The organism is Streptomyces sp. 2A115, assembly GCF_052245575.1.
Lineage (GTDB): Bacteria > Actinomycetota > Actinomycetes > Streptomycetales > Streptomycetaceae > Streptomyces.
This window is the reverse complement of the sequence record NZ_JBQQCG010000097.1, coordinates 1-16716: the sequence shown is the minus strand read 5'-3', so window position 1 is coordinate 16716 and position 16716 is coordinate 1. Positions and strand designations below refer to the sequence as shown.

At 70.8% G+C, this 16716-nt stretch carries 16 protein-coding genes; 7 read left to right on the top strand and 9 right to left on the bottom strand.

The window, feature by feature from the left end; translation table 11 throughout:
* Positions 1 to 220: 220 nt before the first annotated feature.
* The 4 genes from ACTWQR_RS47505 (at position 221) to ACTWQR_RS47490 (ending at position 4381) form a co-directional block, all read left to right on the top strand.
* Positions 221 to 1222: an ornithine cyclodeaminase family protein gene (locus ACTWQR_RS47505; RefSeq protein WP_443233556.1), complete on the top strand. Its 1002-nt coding sequence runs from the start codon at positions 221 to 223 to the stop codon at positions 1220 to 1222.
* Entirely contained in the window at positions 1219 to 2793 is a 1575-nt protein-coding gene (locus ACTWQR_RS47500) for an HAL/PAL/TAL family ammonia-lyase (RefSeq protein WP_443233555.1), read from the top strand. Before ACTWQR_RS47505 ends, ACTWQR_RS47500 begins: the two co-directional genes overlap by 4 nt.
* Positions 2790 to 3710 carry an amidohydrolase family protein gene (locus ACTWQR_RS47495; protein ID WP_443233554.1) on the top strand — a complete coding sequence of 307 codons (921 nt, stop codon included), beginning with the start codon at positions 2790 to 2792 and terminating at the stop codon, positions 3708 to 3710. The genes ACTWQR_RS47500 and ACTWQR_RS47495 overlap by 4 nt, the downstream gene beginning before the upstream one ends.
* A gap of 134 nt (positions 3711 to 3844) precedes the next feature.
* Positions 3845 to 4381, top strand: a complete 537-nt coding sequence (locus ACTWQR_RS47490; RefSeq protein ID WP_443233553.1) for a hypothetical protein — start codon at positions 3845 to 3847, stop codon at positions 4379 to 4381.
* Between the two features lie 211 nt (positions 4382 to 4592).
* Here ACTWQR_RS47490 and ACTWQR_RS47485 read toward each other — a convergent pair whose 3' ends face one another.
* The 6 genes from ACTWQR_RS47485 to ACTWQR_RS47460 all read right to left on the bottom strand — a co-directional run bounded on the left by ACTWQR_RS47485 (position 4593) and on the right by ACTWQR_RS47460 (position 11409).
* Positions 4593 to 5624: a hemolysin family protein gene (locus ACTWQR_RS47485; RefSeq protein ID WP_443233552.1), complete on the bottom strand. Its 1032-nt coding sequence runs from the start codon at positions 5622 to 5624 to the stop codon at positions 4593 to 4595.
* A complete protein-coding gene (locus ACTWQR_RS47480) occupies positions 5621 to 6955 on the bottom strand; it encodes a hemolysin family protein (RefSeq protein WP_443233551.1) in 1335 nt (444 codons plus the stop codon). Before ACTWQR_RS47480 ends, ACTWQR_RS47485 begins: the two co-directional genes overlap by 4 nt.
* Before the next feature lie 507 nt (positions 6956 to 7462).
* A complete protein-coding gene (locus tag ACTWQR_RS47475; RefSeq protein ID WP_443233550.1) occupies positions 7463 to 8443 on the bottom strand; it encodes a threonine ammonia-lyase in 981 nt (326 codons plus the stop codon).
* A 389-nt stretch (positions 8444 to 8832) separates the two neighbouring features.
* The gene (locus tag ACTWQR_RS47470) at positions 8833 to 9258 is read right to left on the bottom strand and encodes a BlaI/MecI/CopY family transcriptional regulator (RefSeq protein ID WP_443233579.1); all 426 of its coding nucleotides are present in this window, start codon (positions 9256 to 9258) and stop codon (positions 8833 to 8835) included.
* A 192-nt stretch (positions 9259 to 9450) separates the two neighbouring features.
* Complete coding sequence (locus tag ACTWQR_RS47465; RefSeq protein ID WP_443233549.1) at positions 9451 to 9588, bottom strand: hypothetical protein; 138 nt, start codon at positions 9586 to 9588, stop codon at positions 9451 to 9453.
* 348 nt (positions 9589 to 9936) lie between these two features.
* Positions 9937 to 11409 carry a beta-1,6-galactanase gene (locus tag ACTWQR_RS47460; RefSeq protein WP_443233578.1) on the bottom strand — a complete coding sequence of 491 codons (1473 nt, stop codon included), beginning with the start codon at positions 11407 to 11409 and terminating at the stop codon, positions 9937 to 9939.
* A gap of 705 nt (positions 11410 to 12114) precedes the next feature.
* On the opposite strand from ACTWQR_RS47460, the gene ACTWQR_RS47455 reads away from it, so the two are divergent.
* From ACTWQR_RS47455 to ACTWQR_RS47445, 3 genes are all read left to right on the top strand, one after another.
* Positions 12115 to 12942 carry an LLM class F420-dependent oxidoreductase gene (locus ACTWQR_RS47455; protein WP_443233548.1) on the top strand — a complete coding sequence of 276 codons (828 nt, stop codon included), beginning with the start codon at positions 12115 to 12117 and terminating at the stop codon, positions 12940 to 12942.
* Between the two features lie 100 nt (positions 12943 to 13042).
* Entirely contained in the window at positions 13043 to 13498 is a 456-nt protein-coding gene (locus ACTWQR_RS47450; RefSeq protein WP_443233547.1) for a TIGR03668 family PPOX class F420-dependent oxidoreductase, read from the top strand.
* A 104-nt stretch (positions 13499 to 13602) separates the two neighbouring features.
* Positions 13603 to 14004, top strand: a complete 402-nt coding sequence (locus ACTWQR_RS47445) for a ChaB family protein (protein ID WP_443233546.1) — start codon at positions 13603 to 13605, stop codon at positions 14002 to 14004.
* Positions 14005 to 14160: 156 nt separating this feature from the next.
* Here the strand turns inward: ACTWQR_RS47445 and ACTWQR_RS47440 are convergent, their stop codons facing one another.
* The 3 genes from ACTWQR_RS47440 to rfaE2 all read right to left on the bottom strand — a co-directional run.
* Positions 14161 to 15057, bottom strand: coding sequence for a glycosyltransferase family 2 protein (locus ACTWQR_RS47440; RefSeq protein WP_443233545.1), 897 nt, complete (start codon positions 15055 to 15057; stop codon positions 14161 to 14163).
* Entirely contained in the window at positions 15050 to 16036 is a 987-nt protein-coding gene (locus ACTWQR_RS47435; RefSeq protein ID WP_443233544.1) for a glycosyltransferase family 9 protein, read from the bottom strand. Before ACTWQR_RS47435 ends, ACTWQR_RS47440 begins: the two co-directional genes overlap by 8 nt.
* Positions 16033 to 16716 (bottom strand): D-glycero-beta-D-manno-heptose 1-phosphate adenylyltransferase (gene rfaE2 / locus ACTWQR_RS47430; RefSeq protein ID WP_443233543.1); only part of this gene is annotated, 684 nt, incomplete at its 5' end. The genes rfaE2 and ACTWQR_RS47435, both read right to left, overlap by 4 nt.

Genomic DNA, 16716 nt, shown 5'->3' with positions numbered 1-16716 from the left:
CGTTCGCCCAACGAAGCGAAAAAAGCGCCCGGAATGCACGCGTTTCCCAAGTGATGCCCCTTTCCGTGTCCGTCGCCGCCGACCCGACAGCCGCCCTCGGCAGACACGCACTCCGGTCACGCCGCCGGCCTCGTACGTCGCCATTTCGGATGTTGTCGGACATAGCTAGACGCATTCAGACGCAGTGAGACATGACGCAGTGAGACATAGGGAGACACTCATGGAACCGATCTGGTTCACCTTCCTGAACGGCTCGGACGTCGACCGGCTCGAACTGTCCGACACCGAGGTGCTCGACGCCGTCGAGCAGGGGCTGCGTGCCCAGGGCCTCGGGCAGACGGTCATCGAACCGCGCGTCCACCTCATGCCCGATCCCGCGTTCAACGGTCACTTCAACGTCCTCCGCGGCTATGTCGCCCCGCTCGGGTTGGCCGGAGTCAAGATCGTAGGCGACTACGTCGGCAACTACGAGGCCGGGCTGCCGTCCGAGATGGCGCTGCTCAACCTCTTCGATCCGCGTACCGGGATGCCGGTCGCCGTGCTCGACGCCACCGCCATCACCGAGATGCGCACCGGTGCCATGACCGCGCTTGGAGCACGCCATCTGGCCCGCCCCGACGCCAAGGTGCTCGGCCACATCGGTGCCCGCGCCACGTCGTACTGGAACGTCCGCCTCCTCGACCGGATCTTCGACCTCACCGAGATACGCGTCCACTCGCGCCGCCCCGAGAGCCGTAAGGCCTTCGCCGAGCGACTGGAACGAGACCTGGGCAAACCCGTGATCGTGACCGAGGACTGGAAGACGTGCGTCGAAGGCGCGGACATCGTGGTGGAGGCGTCCCGGCTGGACCGTCCGCAGCCGCTGCTGAAGACCGAATGGATCGCCCCGGGGGCCCTGGTCGTACCGTACGGAACGATGAGCGCCGTCGAACTCACTCTCACCGACATCATGGACAAGATCGTCGTCGATGACTGGGGCCAGTGCCGGTCCGGGCAGTTCGGTGCCCTGCGTGCCCACGTCGAGTCCGGCAGGCTCAGTGAGGAGACCCTGCAAGGCGAGCTGTGCGAGATCGTGGTCGGTGACAAGCCCGGCCGTGAGCGCGCCGACGAGACGACCCTGTTCTGGCACCGTGGACTCTCGCTGTCCGACATAGCCCTGGGAGCCGCCATGCTCAAGAAGGCCGAAGAGCGCGGCCTCGGTCAGAAGCTGCGGTTCTCATGACGGGCACACTCCCCGCTCCCCCGCCCGCCCCCCGCCCCGCCGCCGGTCCCCCGGTCGTCATCGACGGCCGGACGCTCACCTGCGACGACGTCATCACCGTCGCCCGACACGGCGCCCGGGTCGTGCTGGCGGACGAGGTGCTCCCCAGGCTGGCCCGCGACCGCGCCGTCGTCGACGACATCGTCGACCGCCAGGTGCCGACCTACGGTCTGACGACGGGGCTGGGCAGCCGGTCGTCGTACGCGCTGCCACGCGACGAACTCGGCGAGTTCAGCGTCCGTACGGTCCGGGGCCGGGCCAACGCCGTCGGCGATCCGTTGCCCGTCCCCGTCGTACGCGCCGCCGTGCTCGCCCGCGTCAGCGGCATCGCGGGCGGTGGCAGCGGAGTGCGGCCGGAGCTCCTGCGGCTGCTCGTCGCCATGCTCAACTCGCGCGTGCATCCGGTGGTACCCGAGGTGGGGTCGATCGGCGCCTCCGACCTGTGCCAGATGGCCCATGTGGGCCTGGTCGCCATCGGCGAGGGCCGCGCCGAACTCTCCGGCGAGGTCCTCGACGGCGCGGAGGCACTGCGACGGGCCGGTCTGGCCCCCGCCGAACTCGGCCCGAAGGACGGCCATGTGCTGTGCAGCGCAAGCCCGTTGGCCGCCGGTCAGGGTGCCCTCGTCCGCCATGAAGCCGCGGCCGTGCTCACCCTGGCTCAGGCGGTCACGGCGCTCACCTTCGAGGGCTTCCGGGCGAACACCAGCCCGCTCGACGACCGGGTACTGCGCACCCGTCCGGCACCCGGGCAGTCCCGGGCGGCCCGCGAGCTCCTCGCCCTGCTGGACGGCGGTGAGCTGAGCGATCCCCGGAACGCGCGTCGAGTCCAGGACCCCGTCAGCCTGCGCTGCTCGGCCCAGGTGCACGGCGCGCTGCACGCCGCCCTGGACTTCACCGGTGCCGCGCTCGAACCGGAACTCAACGGCTGCGGCGACAATCCGGTGGTGCTGGCCGGCACCGGCGAGATCCTCTCGTCCGGCAACTTCCACACTCCGGCCCTGGCCCTCGCCCTCGACACGCTCGCGCTGGCCCTGACCCAGACGGCGTCGATCTCCGCCGAGCGCATGCGGCGGCTCCTCGAACCCGGCGTCAGCGGACTGCCCGCCAACCTCTCGCCGTACGGTCCGGAGCGTTCGGGCTTCGCGCCGCTGGCCAAGACGGCGCAGGCCCTCGTCGCAGAGATCCGTATGCTGTCCGCTCCCGTCTGCACCGACCCCCGCCACGGCGCGGACGCCGTCGAGGACGACTCGACCAACGCGGCGCTCGGGGCACGGCGGTTGACGACGATGCTAGTCCGGCTGCGGCAGCTGCTCGCCGTGGAGGCGGTGGCCGCCGCCCAGGCCGTGGACCTGGCCGCACCGTCCGCCCTCGGCCGCGGCCCCGAACTCCTGCACCGCGCGATCCGCGAGCTCGTCCCGGGCCTGGACGACGACCGGCCCTGCGGAGTGGACGTGGACCTGGTGAGCCGCGACGTTCTGGGCTCCGACGACGTACGGAGCGCACTGCGCGCCTTGATGAGAGGAGCATCGTGACCAATGTCGACGTGCACCAGCATCTGTGGAGCACCTCGTTCGTAGCGGCCCTGCGAGCGCGTAAGGAGCCGCCGTTCCTGGACGGATGGACCCTGCACATCGCCGGTGAGCCGCCGTACGAGGTCCCTCCCGCCGACCACGATGTCGCCCGTCGTACCGAACTCGCCGCCACTGACGGTCTCGACCAGGCGCTCGTCTCACTGTCCGCCCCGCTCGGCGTGGAGTGGCTGCCTGCCGACGAGGCGCGTCCCCTGCTCGACGCCTACCACGAGGGCGCCGCCGAACTGCCAGACCCATTCGGCGCCTGGGCGGCCGCCTGTGTCCGGGACATCGACGCCGACGCGACAGACCAGGACCTCGACCAGGGGTTCGCCGGCCTCCAGCTTCCGGCCAACGCCCTGGCCGACGCCGCCGGTTACGCCCGGTGCGCCCCGCTGCTCGATCTGCTCGAGGCGCGCGACCTCCCGCTGTTCGTCCACCCGGGTCCGGCGACGAGCGAGCCCCTGGGGCCCGGCTGGTGGCCCGCGATGGTCCCGTACGTCCAGCAGATGCACTCCGCCTGGTTCGCCTTCCGGGCCTTCGGCAGGCCGCGCCATCCACGACTGCGGGTGTGCTTCGCGCTGCTGGCCGGGCTCGCCCCGCTGCACGGCGAGCGCTTCGCCGCGCGGGGCGGAGGCGAGGGTCGGGGGGAGGTGGATCCGTACGTGTTCGTCGAGACGTCCTCGTACGGTCCGCGCGCCGTCGACGCGATCGTCCGCGTCCTCGGCAACGACGTCGTCGTCCAGGGCTCGGACCGGCCCTACGCCGAGCCGCCGCAACGTCCCGGCTTCGGTTTGGGCGGAGCCGCCGCGTACGCCTTCCGCATCGCCAATCCGCGGCGCCTGCTCACCGGAAAGGTCATCACTGGAAGGGATTGACCGTGTCCCGGTCGAGGCCGGTCTCCCGGCCTTCCTGGTGGCCTCGTCGTTGGTTCTGGCGAAAGCGTCACCCAGGCCTTGTCGGGCCGGCCAAGACAGCCCACCGCACGCATACCCAGCACAAAGGGATGACCATGAACTCGCCCCCGATCGACACCGCCGCCCTCGCCCGACTCGGCGCGTCCGACCGCCCGTTCCAGCCCGACGAATGTGCCGACCGGGCACACCGCGCGGCGGCCTTCGTCGACACGTCCGCGCTCGACCGCTCCGGCCCCGGCTCGTATCTGCTGCTGTGGCGGAACGAGCACTCCGAAGCGTGGCTGAACACCTGGTGGGAAGCGCGCGACACCGGCTACCACGACCACCAGGGTTCCAGTGTCGGCGTGCACGTCGTCGAAGGCACCGCCTGGCAGGAGGGGTTGCCGGTGGGCGGCCCGCGCCGCGCCCGCCGGTACGGGCCCGGCGAGTCGTTCTCGTTCCCCGGGTCGGGCGTCCACCGGATGGATCACGACGCCGGAGCCGTGACCATCCACGTCTACTCGCCGCCGATCCAGGCCATCGGACACTACGAGATCATCGACGGCGAACTGCATCGCACGGCGGGTGATCCCGACGAGGGCTCACCCGCGAGCCCCCGGCTGCTCGAAGCACTCAACGCGATCGAGCGCTGACCTGGCGGCGGCGGAGCCGTCATGAAGACGCCGTACGGGTCCGCGGTGCCGCGGGGCGAATGCCCCCCGGAACATGTCACCCGAGGGCCGGGGCACAAGCCGCTCATGATCTTGGTGTACGCCGTACCGGCACGGGTGTCTCTTTACGAGTACGAGACACCCGTGCCGGTAAGAGAGGCCGCTCGCCTGCCCCGGCCACGTCACCGGGTGATCAGGCGGCGGCCGGAGTCGGCCCCACCAGCTCCGTCAGGACGTCTTCCATGGTCACGAAGCCGAGCACGGTGCCCGTCTCGCCGGTGACCGCGGCCAGGTGGCTGCCGTCGGCCCGCAGCGCGGTGAGCGTGTCGTCCAGCGGGGTGTCGATACGGACCCGCGTGACGGGGTGCAGGACGCCGCGCGGGAAGGGCTGGTCCCGGTCGGTGACGCCGAGGGTGTCCTTGATGTGGAGGTAGCCGAGCAGGGCCTTGTCCGGTCCGGTGACCGGGAATCGGGAGTACCCGGCACGCGCGGCCGTCCGCTCCAGCTCGGCCGCGGTGATCGTGTGGTCGACGGTGTGCATCCGCTGGGCCGGGACGAAGATCTCGCCGACCGGGCGCGTACCCAGCTCCAGCGCGTCGCGCAGCCGCTCGCCGTCGGCCGGCGAGAGCAGCCCGGCCTGGCTGGAGTCGAGCACCATGCGAGCGAGCTGGTCGTCGGTGAACACGGCCTCCACCTCGTCCTTCGTCTCGACCTTCAAGAGCTTCAGCAGGGCGTTGGCGAAGGCGTTGATGCCGAAGACCACCGGCTTGAGGGCACGGGTGAGGGCGACCAGCGGCGGTCCCAGAACGAGCGCGGTCTGCGCGGGCGCGGCGAGCGCGATGTTCTTGGGGACCATCTCGCCGATCAGCATGTGCAGATACGTCGCCACGGTCAGCGCGATCACGAACGCGACCGGGTGGACGAGACCGTGCGGGATGTGGGCCGTCTCGAAGGCGGGCTCCAGCAGATGGGCGATGGCGGGTTCGGCGACCGCGCCGAGGACCAGCGAGGAGATCGTGATGCCGAGTTGGGCGGTGGCCATCATCGCGGAGATGTGTTCCAGGCCCCACAGCGTCATCCTGGCCCGCTTGTTGCCCTCCTGGGCGCGGGGTTCGATCTGACTGCGACGTACGGAGATCAGGGCGAACTCCGCGCCGACGAAGAAGGCGTTGGTCAGCAGGGTCAGGGCGCCGATGGCGAGCTGCAGGACGGTTGTCGTGCTCATCGGGAGTCCTCCATGACCTGCTGTGGAACCTTGACCGGTTCCGTGATGCGGACGCGGTCCGCGCGGTGGTGCTCCACGTCGAGGACGTCGAGACGCCAGCCGTCCAGGTCGAGCACGTCACCCTTGGCCGGTATCCGCGCGAGGCGGGTGGCGACCAGGCCGGCCACCGTCTCGTACGGCCCCTCCGGCGCGCGCAGTCCTATCCCGGCGAGCTCGTCGATCCGTACACCGCCGTCCGCCTCCCACGCGGCCCGGCCGTCCTCCCCCACGGGTGCGGGCAGCAGGTCGGCCACCTCGATCGGATCGTGCTCGTCCCGCACCTCGCCGACGACCTCCTCGACGATGTCCTCCACCGTCGCCACGCCCGCCGTGCCGCCGTACTCGTCGATCACGACGGCCATGGTGCGACTCGCCCGCATCCGCTCAAGCAGGCGGTCGGCGGGCAGGCTGTCGGGTACCAGCAGGGGCGCGGTGGCCAGCTCGGTGACCGGGGTGACGGCCCGCTTGCCGGGCTCCAGGGCGAGTACGTCGCGGATGTGGACGGTCCCGACGACCTCGTCCAGGCTGTCGCGGTAGACCGGGAAGCGGGACAGCCCCGTCGCGTGCGTGAGGTTGGCCGCGTCGGCGGCCGTGGCCTGCGCCTCCAGCGCCTTCACATCGACCCGCGGAGTCATCACGTTCTCGGCGGTCAGCTCACCCAGGTGCAGCGTACGGACGAAGAGCTCGGCGGAGTCCGCCTCCAGCATGCCCTCGGCGGCCGAGTGCTGGGCCAGCGCGACGAGTTCCTCGGGGCCGCGGGCAGAGGCCAGCTCCTCGGCGGGCTCCAGGCCGAAGCGGCGTACGAAACGGTTCGCGGTGTTGTTCAGATGCCGGATGAACGGCCCGAACGCGGCCGTGAAACCACGCTGCGGTCCCGCCACCACCTTGGCGACGGCCAGCGGCCGGGAGATCGCCCAGTTCTTGGGCACCAGCTCGCCGACCACCATCAGGACGACGGTGGAGACGACCACGCCCAGCACGGTCGCCACGGTCGACGCCCCGCCGCCGAGCCCGATCGCCTCCAGCGGGCCGTGCAGGAGCACGGCCAGGGACGGCTCGGCGAGCATGCCGATCACCAGCGAGGTGACGGTGATGCCCAGCTGCGCCCCGGACAGCTGGACCGTCAGCCGCCGCACCGCCTTCAACGCACCCTCGGCGCCCCGCTCGCCCGCCTCGGCGGCCCGCTCCAGGTCACCGCGCTCGACGGTGGTCAGGGAGAACTCGGCCGCCACGAACAGAGCGCAGGCCAGCGTGAGCAGCAGGGCCAGCAGAAGCAGCAGGACCTCGGTCACCGTGCCACCTCCGCTTCCTCACGCGTGTGCGGCAGGCGGGTCATGGCACGGCTGGTACTGGGAGGCTCACCCATTGCGGGACGTGGCTCCTTCTCGGCTCGGAGGGTCGGGCAGACCCTCGGGGGTCGCGAGGGCGGATACACCCTCACGTTCATCGTAAAGGACGGGCAAAGGCACCTGGTCAAGTCCCTGGCCGACCATCAAGGGCGGCCCCTTTCGGACTTTCCCTCCTCGAGCGCCGGGCACACGGCCTGCGCCGCCCCGAAGGCTGTGCTTCTACTCGCCTGTAGAGGGAGAACGTGAGGGCGTCCAGGGTTGTTCCCGGGCCCGCACACGAAGGAGGGGGCCGAGCCCCGGAAGCTTCGCCGCCTCTCACGGCGGCCGCCGGTCATCCGGTGGCCAAAGCCATGCTGGAAGGGTGCGAAACAGCGTCGGCGTCCCGGATTCGGTAGCGCCGGAGCAGTACCTGCGCACTTCTACGGCGTCAATCAAGACCTGGCGGGTCAATCAAGACCTGTGGACGGGAACCGCGCCGACCCAGCGGTGATACGCGTCCACGTCGACGTTGCTGCCACACACGATGGTGACCACGTGCCGGCCGACGAAGCGGTCACGGTCTTCGAGGATCGCCGCGATGCCAAGCGCGGCCGACGGTTCGACGACGAGGCCTGCGTGGTCGAGGAGCATCCTCATACCGGCGATGATCGACGCCTCCTGGACCAGGACGGCGTCGTCCGCGACCAGGAGGAGGTCGTCCAGGACGGCCGGGATGGGACGCCGGCCGGCGACGCCGTCAGCGATGGTGTCGGTCGAGTCGGTGGTGACGACGCGCCGCCTGCGCCACGAGTGTGTCATCGCCGGTGCGCCCAGCGGCTGGACGCAGATCACCTCGGTTTCGGGTGCCACGGTCTTCACCACATGACCCACGCCGGTGGCCAGCGCCCCGCCGCCGAGGGCGATCAGGACGGCGTCGACCGACGGCAGGGTGTCCACCAGCTCCAGGCCGATGGTCGCCGCGCCCTCGCAGGTCTCGATGTCGAGGCTGTCTTCGACCAGTCGGATGCCGTCGTACCGCGCGATGGCCGCCGCCCGCTCGCGAGCCATCTCGTGGTCGCCGTCCACCAGCTCCAACCTGGCGTCCAACGCGCGGATGCGATCAAGCTTGGCCACCGTCGCGAAGCGGGATGCCACGACGGTCACGTCGAGCCCCCGGACGCGACCGGACCAAGCGAGGGCTTGGCCAAGATTGCCAGCGCTGGCGCACACCACGGCTCGCGAGCCATTGTCGGCGAGCAGGCTCGCGACCACCTCGGTGCCGCGGGCCTTGAAGCTGCGGACCGGATTCGCCGTTTCGAGCTTGATACTCACCGTGCACCCGAGGTCGGGCTCCAGCGCCTCGCAGCGGTACAGCGGAGTGTCAAGAAAAGCCGGGTCGATTACCCGGCGAGCCGCCCGGATCCGAGCGGTGTCGAGGCGCGTCTCCTGCACGACACAGCAGCGTAGTGCCGTCGGCCCCTGTTCCATCGAGCAATTGTCAATCCCGGCTGGTCGGTTGAGGTTGATCATGCTGGGTGAGCCTCGGGGCGTTCGACGAGGTGGCCGCGTTCGAAGCGGGCTCCTGCGCGGACGAGGGCGACCAAGTGCTCCGCTGGAAGAACGGTGATGCTGTATCGATTCGCGGCTCCGCCACGGGCGCGGGCCGGTGGGGGCTGGTCGCGCCCCGCGACGGAGCCGCATATGTCACAGCCCCGCGCCCCCTTACGGGGCGCGGTACCGCACCGACCTCAACCAAGGCCGCTCAGATGGGGGTGCGTGCACGGATCGCCGGCGTGCCTGAGAGACGCAGCCGCCTCGACCGAGTGAACAAGCTCGGTCGCTCAGGGCCGAGCAGTCGACTCTTGCTTCTCGGCCTTCTCGGCCTTCTCGGCCTTCTCGGCATCGGGCTGACTCATCAGTTCACGCAGCAGCCGTTCGTCCTCCGGGCCGAGCATGGTGACGAAACTGGCCAGCACCGCCCCCCGGTCGGGCTCACTGTCCAGCACCTTGCGCATCCTCCGCGCGGCCAGCCCGGCCACGCCCGAGGCCGGTGTCCACACGAACGACCGGCCCGTACGGTCACGGGTCACCGCGCCCTTGGCGAGCAGCCGGGTCAGGATCGTGATCACGGTCGTATAGGCGAGATCCCCGCCGAGCCTCTCCCGCACCCAGCCCGCGGTTGCCGGGCCCTCCGCCTCGCTCAGGGCCGACAGGACCTGCGCTTCCAGCTCGCCCTGCCCCCGTCGCCGGGGACGCTGCCGCTCCATCACGCCCTGTCTCCCTTCGACTGGCGGGCCCGTCACGTCCACTGCCGGGCCCTTCACGAGCGGTCACGAGCGGCACATCGTATAGACACCCGACCGCGCCCGACCGCGCCCGGCTTCGCTTCGGCTCGCGTTCGCAGCGGGCACCGGCACGGCTTCTACATAAGCGTAGAATCTACCTTGCCCACAACGCGGTCATACGTCACGCCCGCGCAGCGCTCCCGCCGCGACCAAGGGCAGCGCCGCCGTATATCCGGCGGCGAGTGCCGGCGAGGGCCACGGTCCGAGGCTGCCGACGGTCTCCGGGGTCGCGCCGGAAGTCTGCGTCAGCAAGCAAAGCGAACGGCGGCTCCGGACGCGGAAAAGCGACGGCCCCGAACGGGGAAAAGCGGGAATGACACCCAGGCCACGAGAGGGTTACCGCATCAGGTCGGCAGGGTGGAATCGCTGGCAGGGTGGCGCGCGGATTCCAGCCGGTTCAGGACAGTCGGCCCTCGCCCGCCAGGTGATCAAGGGCTGCGAGGATCGGCGACCGCACGTGCGCGCCGACCGCGCCGCAGAGAGTCCGCGGGGTCTTTCATTCCGTCAGGTCCGGGGTTACCGGGTGACCGGTTCGCCGAGCGTGGGCGGGTGTCTCGTCCCGAGACGCCCGCCCACCTCATGGCGGTTGGCGGCCGACGGTCAGACAGTCACGCCGTCGATCTCGAAGGTCTGCACGGAACCGGCGGCGAAGGGCACGCTCAGGCTCTTGCCGTTCAGACGGGCGTCCGTGCGCGCGGTGTAGAGGTCGCCGCCGCCGGAGGTGACGGTGTTCCAGCGCCGTACGAGCCCGCCGGAGCCACCGGTGACCTGGCCGAAGCGGGACAGGTCGAAGGTGAGGGTCTGCGCGGCACCGGAGTTGACGGCCACGATGACCAGTCGCTTCGCCGCCGCGTCGTGGGCCGCGACCGCGTATCCGACGCCGGTGTCCAGGATGGTCATCCCGGGGCGGATGTGGCGGCTGAACTGGGCCATCACGTAGTACTTGGGCTGGACGGTGGTCGGCTGCAGGCTGCTCGCGTCGTACGCGATCATCGCCCAGCCCGTGGAGGGGTCCATCACCTGCCAGTAGACCCAGGCGGTCGGGTGCAGCCAGCGGAAGTCCAGGCACAGGTTGCTCGCCATGGTGAGGCCGGTGGCATCCTTGTCGCCGGTCTCCGAGTTCCAGAGTTTCTTGCCCGCCGTCGTCACGACGTCCGTGTAGAGGAGGTCGCGGCGGCCGCCCGAGCCCTGGTAGCCGTGCACGTTGAACTGGTTGACCAGGGCCTTCGTCGATGACCCGAAGGAGTTCCAGGTGGTGCGCGCCAGGTCGTAGCTCGTCTCGTCCGACGCGGAGATCCGTGTTCCCGTCAGACCGCGCTTGTCGAGTTCGCTGCGCATGTGCGGGAGTACGGCCGCCTGGACGGAGGCGTCCATGTGGCAGCCCTCCTGCGTGCCGGTGGCCGTCCACCAGCTGGACGAGGGCTCGTTGAAGGGGTCGACGGTCGCGAAGTTCACGCCCCAGTTGTTCTTCGCACGCAGGGCCACGGCGGCCAGGTGGGAGGCGTGCTGGCGGTAGTTCCACGTCTGGAGGTTGTTGCCGCCGCCGGACGCGCCCGAGGGATTGTGGTTGAGGCACATCCACCACATCGGCGAGTTGGCGAACAGCTCGCTGACCGCGCCTCGTTGGGTCGCCTTGACGAGGGCGGCGCGCTGGGCGGCGTCCGCCGTCCAGTCCCAGGCCGAGGACGTGGGGTCCTCGTTGTTCCAGTCCTGCCAGAAGCCCTCGATCTGCTTGAAGGCGGGGATGTTGGGCGAGGCCACCATGCTCTGGCCCTCCACGCTGTTCCAGCTGCACGCGCCCAGGTTGTAGCGGGCGATGTTCATGCCCAGGCCCGGCAGCGTCCGGCCGTTGTACGCCACGGACTTGGTGGTGAAGAAGATGTCGGCGAAGTCGTCCCGCGCGCCGAACACGTTGGCCCACCACGCCAGCGAGGTGCCCCATCCCTCCCAACGCCCATAGTTGGTCCCGGGGTTGACGCCAATGGTCGCGTCGGCGCGGGCGGTGCCCGTCGCCAGGGCGCTGCCCAGCAGCGTGCCGCCCGCCGCCGCCAGCAGCGATCTGCGCTTGATCATGGAGTCTCCTGTCGCGATCATGCCCCCACCTCACTGAAGAATGAGGTGGGGGCAAACGGTTGTCGAGACGCATGACAGCGCTTTCTGTTTCGATTAACCTTGCGAGCCTCCGTAGAGCCGCTTACTGAACCCCCGCCGTCCGCACGGAGCGCGGGCTCAGCGCCCGCCGCGCAGCGGCTGTCGGACAGGAGGCGTGCCGGGCGTCGGGGCGCAGGCGGGGGTTCAGGAACAGGCTCTGGGCCTTGCGGACTCCCGTGTCACCAGCGAGGGAGCTTGTACTCGTACTCGGGGTGGATGCACCGTCCGGATCGCGACGCCCGCCGGGCAGTTCGGTGGCCACGGCCACCTCCTCCACATACCGCACGAGGCCTCGCCGCGACGCGCTCACCAGGTAGGACGGCCAAGGGCCGCCGGCCCCGCCGATGGCCCCATGGGCACGCCCCGCCCAAGTTCACATGCGTGAACTATCTTCAGCAAGCCAAATATGCGCAGCCAGCCAAGAATCGCTTCAGCCGTATGTCAAGACATGCATTGGAGTCTTCACCGTTGCCACACGCGCCCCAGAAGCTCTCCAGGCCGAGCCGCGCGGGCGGCGGCCGAGCGAGCATGGCTCTGCCTCTGGGGGGTACACCGCTACCAGTCCTGGGCTAGCCCAGGACGGATACCGAGAAGGAATTACCGACGACGGATGTGAGGTGCTGGTCGATGAAGTTCGGGGTGTCGACGTTCGTGACCGACGAGGGCATCGGGCCCGCGGAGTTGGGTCCCGCTCTGGAGGCCCGTGGCTTCGACGCCTTGTTCCTCGCGGAGCACACGCACATCCCGGTCGCCCGCGAGACCCCGTATCCAGCCGGCGGTGATCTGCCGCGCGTGTACTACCGCACCCTGGACCCCTTCGTGGCGCTGGGTGCGGCCGCCGCCGTCACTCGTGAGCTGCTGCTGGGGACCGGCATCGCGCTGGTGGCCCAACGGGATCCGATCATCACCGCGAAGGAAGTGGCCACCCTGGACCGGATCTCCGGTGGCCGCGCGGTCTTCGGGGTCGGGGCCGGCTGGAACCGCGAGGAGATGCGCAGCCACGGCACGGACCCCGGTGAGCGCGGCCGTCTGATGGACGAGCGGATCCGCGCGATCATCCGGCTGTGGACGGAGGACACGGCGGAGTTCCACGGCGACCTCGTCGACTTCGACCCGGTCTTCTGCTGGCCCAAGCCGGTACAGCGACCGCGTCCGCCGATCTACGTGGGCGGCGGCAGCGACCGCGCCTTCGCCCGGGTCGCCGAGTACGGGGCGGCGTGGATGCCCAGCGGCGTCCACCCCAAGGAGCTGGCCGGCCAAATCGACCGCATGCGACAGGTGGCCGGTGACCGGCCCGACGTGGTCGTGTACGCCGCCCCGCACGACCGCGAAGCGCTCGACATCTACGCGCGGCTCGGCGTCGAACGCGTGCTGTTCTACCTGCCGACCCAGCCGGAGGACCAGACGCTGAGCACGCTCGACGAACTGGCCGAGGCCGCGTCCGCCTATCGCTGACGGAGAGCCCGCCCGTCACGGCTGACAGGGCCCACAGGGCCGACAGGGCCGACAGGGCCGACAGGGCCGACAGGGAATCGTCGGGGAATCGGAGTTCATCGTGCCGGACATGGACGAGGAAGAGGCGCGGCGCCGGTTCGTGGAGGCCCGCGTGGCGCGCCTGGCGACGGTGGACGCCGAGGCGCGGCCGCACCTGGTGCCGGTCGTGTTCGCGCGGCACGGTGATGAGATCGTCACGGCCATCGACTGGAAACCGAAGACCACCCAGCGGGTGAAGCGGCTGCGCAACATCACCGTCCACCCGTCCGTCAGCCTCCTCGTGGACGCGTACGACGAGGACTGGGACCGGCTGTGGTGGGTTCGCGCGGACGGCGACGCCCGTATCGTGCCGCCGGACGAGCCCGAGGCGCGGGACGAGTACGCCACGGCGATCGCCCTGCTGCGCGAGAAGTACGCCCCGTACCGGCAACGGCCCCCGGACGGCCCGGTGATCGCGATCACCGTCCGGCGATGGCGCGGCTGGCGGGGCGGCGCCTCGCCGGCCCCGGGCCTGTGAGGACCGCGTTTTCCCGTACGCGCGTGGGGCACCCGTAAGTCTCGTTCCCTTTGGAGACGTACGTCTCGTCCTCCCTTCGGAGATACGGAGATGGGGTGGTCCCCGTGCCTGGACAGCAGGAACTGCCGTCAACCCTGGAGCGGTCCCCCAAGGAGGCACAGCGCACCTGGGTCAAGGCCCACGATTCCGCCGTCGAGCAGTACGGCGAGGGCGAACGGGCGCACCGGGTGGCGTTCGGCGCGCTCAAGCACAAGTACGAGAAGGTCGGTGACCGCTGGCAGCGCAAGGAGGGCGGGCGCAAGGGGCCGTCCGATCCGCAGTCGGCCCGGCCGCGTCAGCAGGAGGCCCGCAGCGGCGAGGGTGTCGACGAGCAGGCCTCCAAGGAGCACCTGTACGAGATGGCCAAGCACCTGGACATCGACGGACGTTCCCGCATGACCAAGTCCGAACTGCTCGACGCCATTCGCAAGGCGAACCGCTCGAAGACGCGAGAGGCCAGGAGCTGAGCTCCCGGCTGGGGAGCCGAGCGCCCGGCGGGCCCGGCGGGCGGGTGGCTGCCCAAAGGCCTCAAGGCCTCAAGGCAGGGTTCAAGGATTCAAGGGCAACGGTACGGCTCAGCCGATCAGCCGCGACATCGTGACATGCCGATCAGCCGACGCCGATCAGCCGACATAGCGGCGAGCCGAGGAGTCCCGCTGCGCCGGCTCCAGGAGCCGCAGCCGGGCCTCCACCTCGGCCGGTACGACCCGGCGTTCCCGCAGCACCCACGGAAGACCGGCGAACGCCTCCCCGAAGGCACGCACCGACGCGCCGTCGCGTGGGACCGTACGGGCCAGCCGGAACGTGCGCCGCAGTGCGGCCCACGTCGGCCTGCGCAGCCAGGTGAACCAGAGGGTGTTGCGGATTCCGTGGATCCGCCGACGCGTCGAGTCCCCGGCCCGCGACGGCTGGTGATGGATCGTCAGCTCAGGCGCGTACACCAGCCACCAGCCCCGCACGGCGAGATCCGTGGCCAGGAGTTCCTCCTCGCCGCCGAGCCACAGCCGGGGCGAGAATCCGCCGACGGCCCGGAAGGCGTCCGTGCGGATGACGGTCGCCGCCGCGAGGAAGGATCCGAGAGCGGGTCCGGGCAGCCAACTCGGACCTGGCAGTGGGGACTCACGCAGCTCCCGCACCACCGGGTCCTCAACTCCCTGCGGCTCGACCACGATCCGGGCGGTGACCGTGGCGAGCCGTGGATGCTTGTCCAGGAGGTCGGCGGCGCGGGCGAGCGAACCCGGCTCCCACCACGAGTCGTCATCACAGAACGCCACATACGGCGTACGCACCTCACGCACCGCCACATTGCGTCCCACCGCACCCAGATTCCGCCCCGCACGCAACAACCGCACACCCGGATACCTGCGCGCCACCGCCTCCACCGTCCCGTCGGACGAGGCGTTGTCCGTCACGATCACCGACGGACCCTCCGGCAACCGCGCCAACTCCCCCAACGTACGCAACAGTTCATCCCGCCGATCCCGAGTGATCACCACCACCGTGACCCGCCCGTCACTCATGAGGACGGTCCGTCCGGGCGATCGCGTCCAGCACCTCGTCGGGCTGGATCAGGAGGAGTCGGGGGTCGGGGTGGTGGCCGTGCGGGTCGCCCTTCGGGCCGGGGTGCCACAGGGCCTGGTGGCGGGGCAGTGGGGGCGGGCCCCACAGGCGTGGCGGGACCGGTCCGAAGAGGGTGACGGACGGTGTCGCGTGGGCGACCGCGAGGTGGGCGATGCCCGTGTCGCCGCTGACGACGGCCGTCGCCTCGGCGACCAGGGCGGAGAGCTGTGGGAAGGGCAGGCCGTCACCGAGCACGTCCTCGTCGGAGAGGCCGGCGAGCTTGGCGACATGGGCGGTCGGTTCGTGTTCGTCGGCGCCTCCGGTGACGACGACCCGGTGTTCCCCGCTGCGCAGCTCGGCCGCGACGGCCGCATAGCGCTCGACGGGCCAGCAGCGCGAGGGTGCGCCCGCGCCGGGGTGGACGACGATCGCGCCCGGTGCGGGGGAGGGGGTGGGCGGTCGGTCGAGCAGCAGGTCGTACGGGTCGGCCGGGATTCCGTACGCGGTCAGCAGGCGGCACCAGCGGGCACGCTCGTGTTCCTCCTCCCGCCAGACGGGGCCCTCGACTTCAGGGGTTTCCGGGTGGGCGAAGGCGAGCAGTCGGCGCGGGCTCAGGCCCAGCAGCAGCCGGTGGCTGGGCGGGCCGTTACCGTGCAGGTCGACGGCGATGTCCGGGGGCGGCCCGGACCAGTCGAGGGTGTGCGGGACGGCGCGGCCTGGAGCCGAGGCGGGCAGCAGGGTGTCGACCGCGCCGGTCGCCTCGGCTGCTTCCGCGAGGTCTTCGGGGGCGGCCAGGACGATTTCGTGGCGGGGGAAGGCGCGGCGCAGCGCGCGGAGAGCCGGTACGCCGGCGAGGAGGTCGCCGAGTCCGAGGGCGCGGAGCACGAGCAGCCGTGGCGTACCCCCTGTCCCCACTGTCCCGCCTGTGCCGCCCGTCATCGCGAACCACCCACCGCCGCGGAGGCCCGTTCGGCCAGGCGTGTGCTGGAGCGGCCGTCGAGGTAGGGCAGCAGGACCGCCTGGCCGCCCCACTGTTCCAGGAGGGCGGCTTCGGGCAGTTCGGCGAGGCCGTAGTCGCCGCCCTTGACCCACACGTCCGGTCGCAGGTGGGTCAGGAGTCGCTCCGGGGTGTCCTCGTCGAAGACGGCCACGGCGTCGACGCATTCCAGGGCGCTCAGGATCCTGACCCGGTCGGCGAGGGGGTTGACGGGGCGGCCGTCTCCCTTGAGGCGGCGGATGGACGCGTCGGAGTTGAGGCACACGACGAGGCAGTCGCCGAGCCGTCGGGCGGCCTGGAGCAGGCCCACGTGGCCGGCGTGCAGGAGGTCGAAGCAACCGCCCGCGGCGACGACGGTCCCGCCCCGCGCGCGTATGCGCTCGACGACGAGAGCGGCGTCCGGGTTCCGTGGCACGTCGGGCTCCGGCTCCCTCGGGTTGTCCAGGGCCTGTGCGCCGCTCGTGGCGACGTATGCCGTTGCCTCCTCGACGGCCGCGCGCACCGCCTCCTCGACCAGGGCCCCGTCGCCGAGCAGGCCGGCGGCGGTGGCGGAGAAGCGGTCTCCGGCGCCGCACGCGTCGCCGCGGTGTGCGCTCTCGACGGGCACCAGCAAGGGGTGCGC

Coding starts and splice junctions, on each gene's coding strand:
- ACTWQR_RS47505 (WP_443233556.1), top strand. CDS start 221: ATGGAACCGATCTGGTTCACCTTCCTGAACGGCTCGGACGTCGACCGG.
- ACTWQR_RS47490 (WP_443233553.1), top strand. CDS start 3,845: ATGAACTCGCCCCCGATCGACACCGCCGCCCTCGCCCGACTCGGCGCG.
- ACTWQR_RS47460 (WP_443233578.1), bottom strand. CDS start 11,409: ATGATCAAGCGCAGATCGCTGCTGGCGGCGGCGGGCGGCACGCTGCTG.
- ACTWQR_RS47455 (WP_443233548.1), top strand. CDS start 12,115: ATGAAGTTCGGGGTGTCGACGTTCGTGACCGACGAGGGCATCGGGCCC.
- ACTWQR_RS47500 (WP_443233555.1), top strand. CDS start 1,219: ATGACGGGCACACTCCCCGCTCCCCCGCCCGCCCCCCGCCCCGCCGCC.
- ACTWQR_RS47470 (WP_443233579.1), bottom strand. CDS start 9,258: ATGGAGCGGCAGCGTCCCCGGCGACGGGGGCAGGGCGAGCTGGAAGCG.
- ACTWQR_RS47435 (WP_443233544.1), bottom strand. CDS start 16,036: ATGACGGGCGGCACAGGCGGGACAGTGGGGACAGGGGGTACGCCACGG.
- ACTWQR_RS47485 (WP_443233552.1), bottom strand. CDS start 5,624: ATGAGCACGACAACCGTCCTGCAGCTCGCCATCGGCGCCCTGACCCTG.
- ACTWQR_RS47440 (WP_443233545.1), bottom strand. CDS start 15,057: ATGAGTGACGGGCGGGTCACGGTGGTGGTGATCACTCGGGATCGGCGG.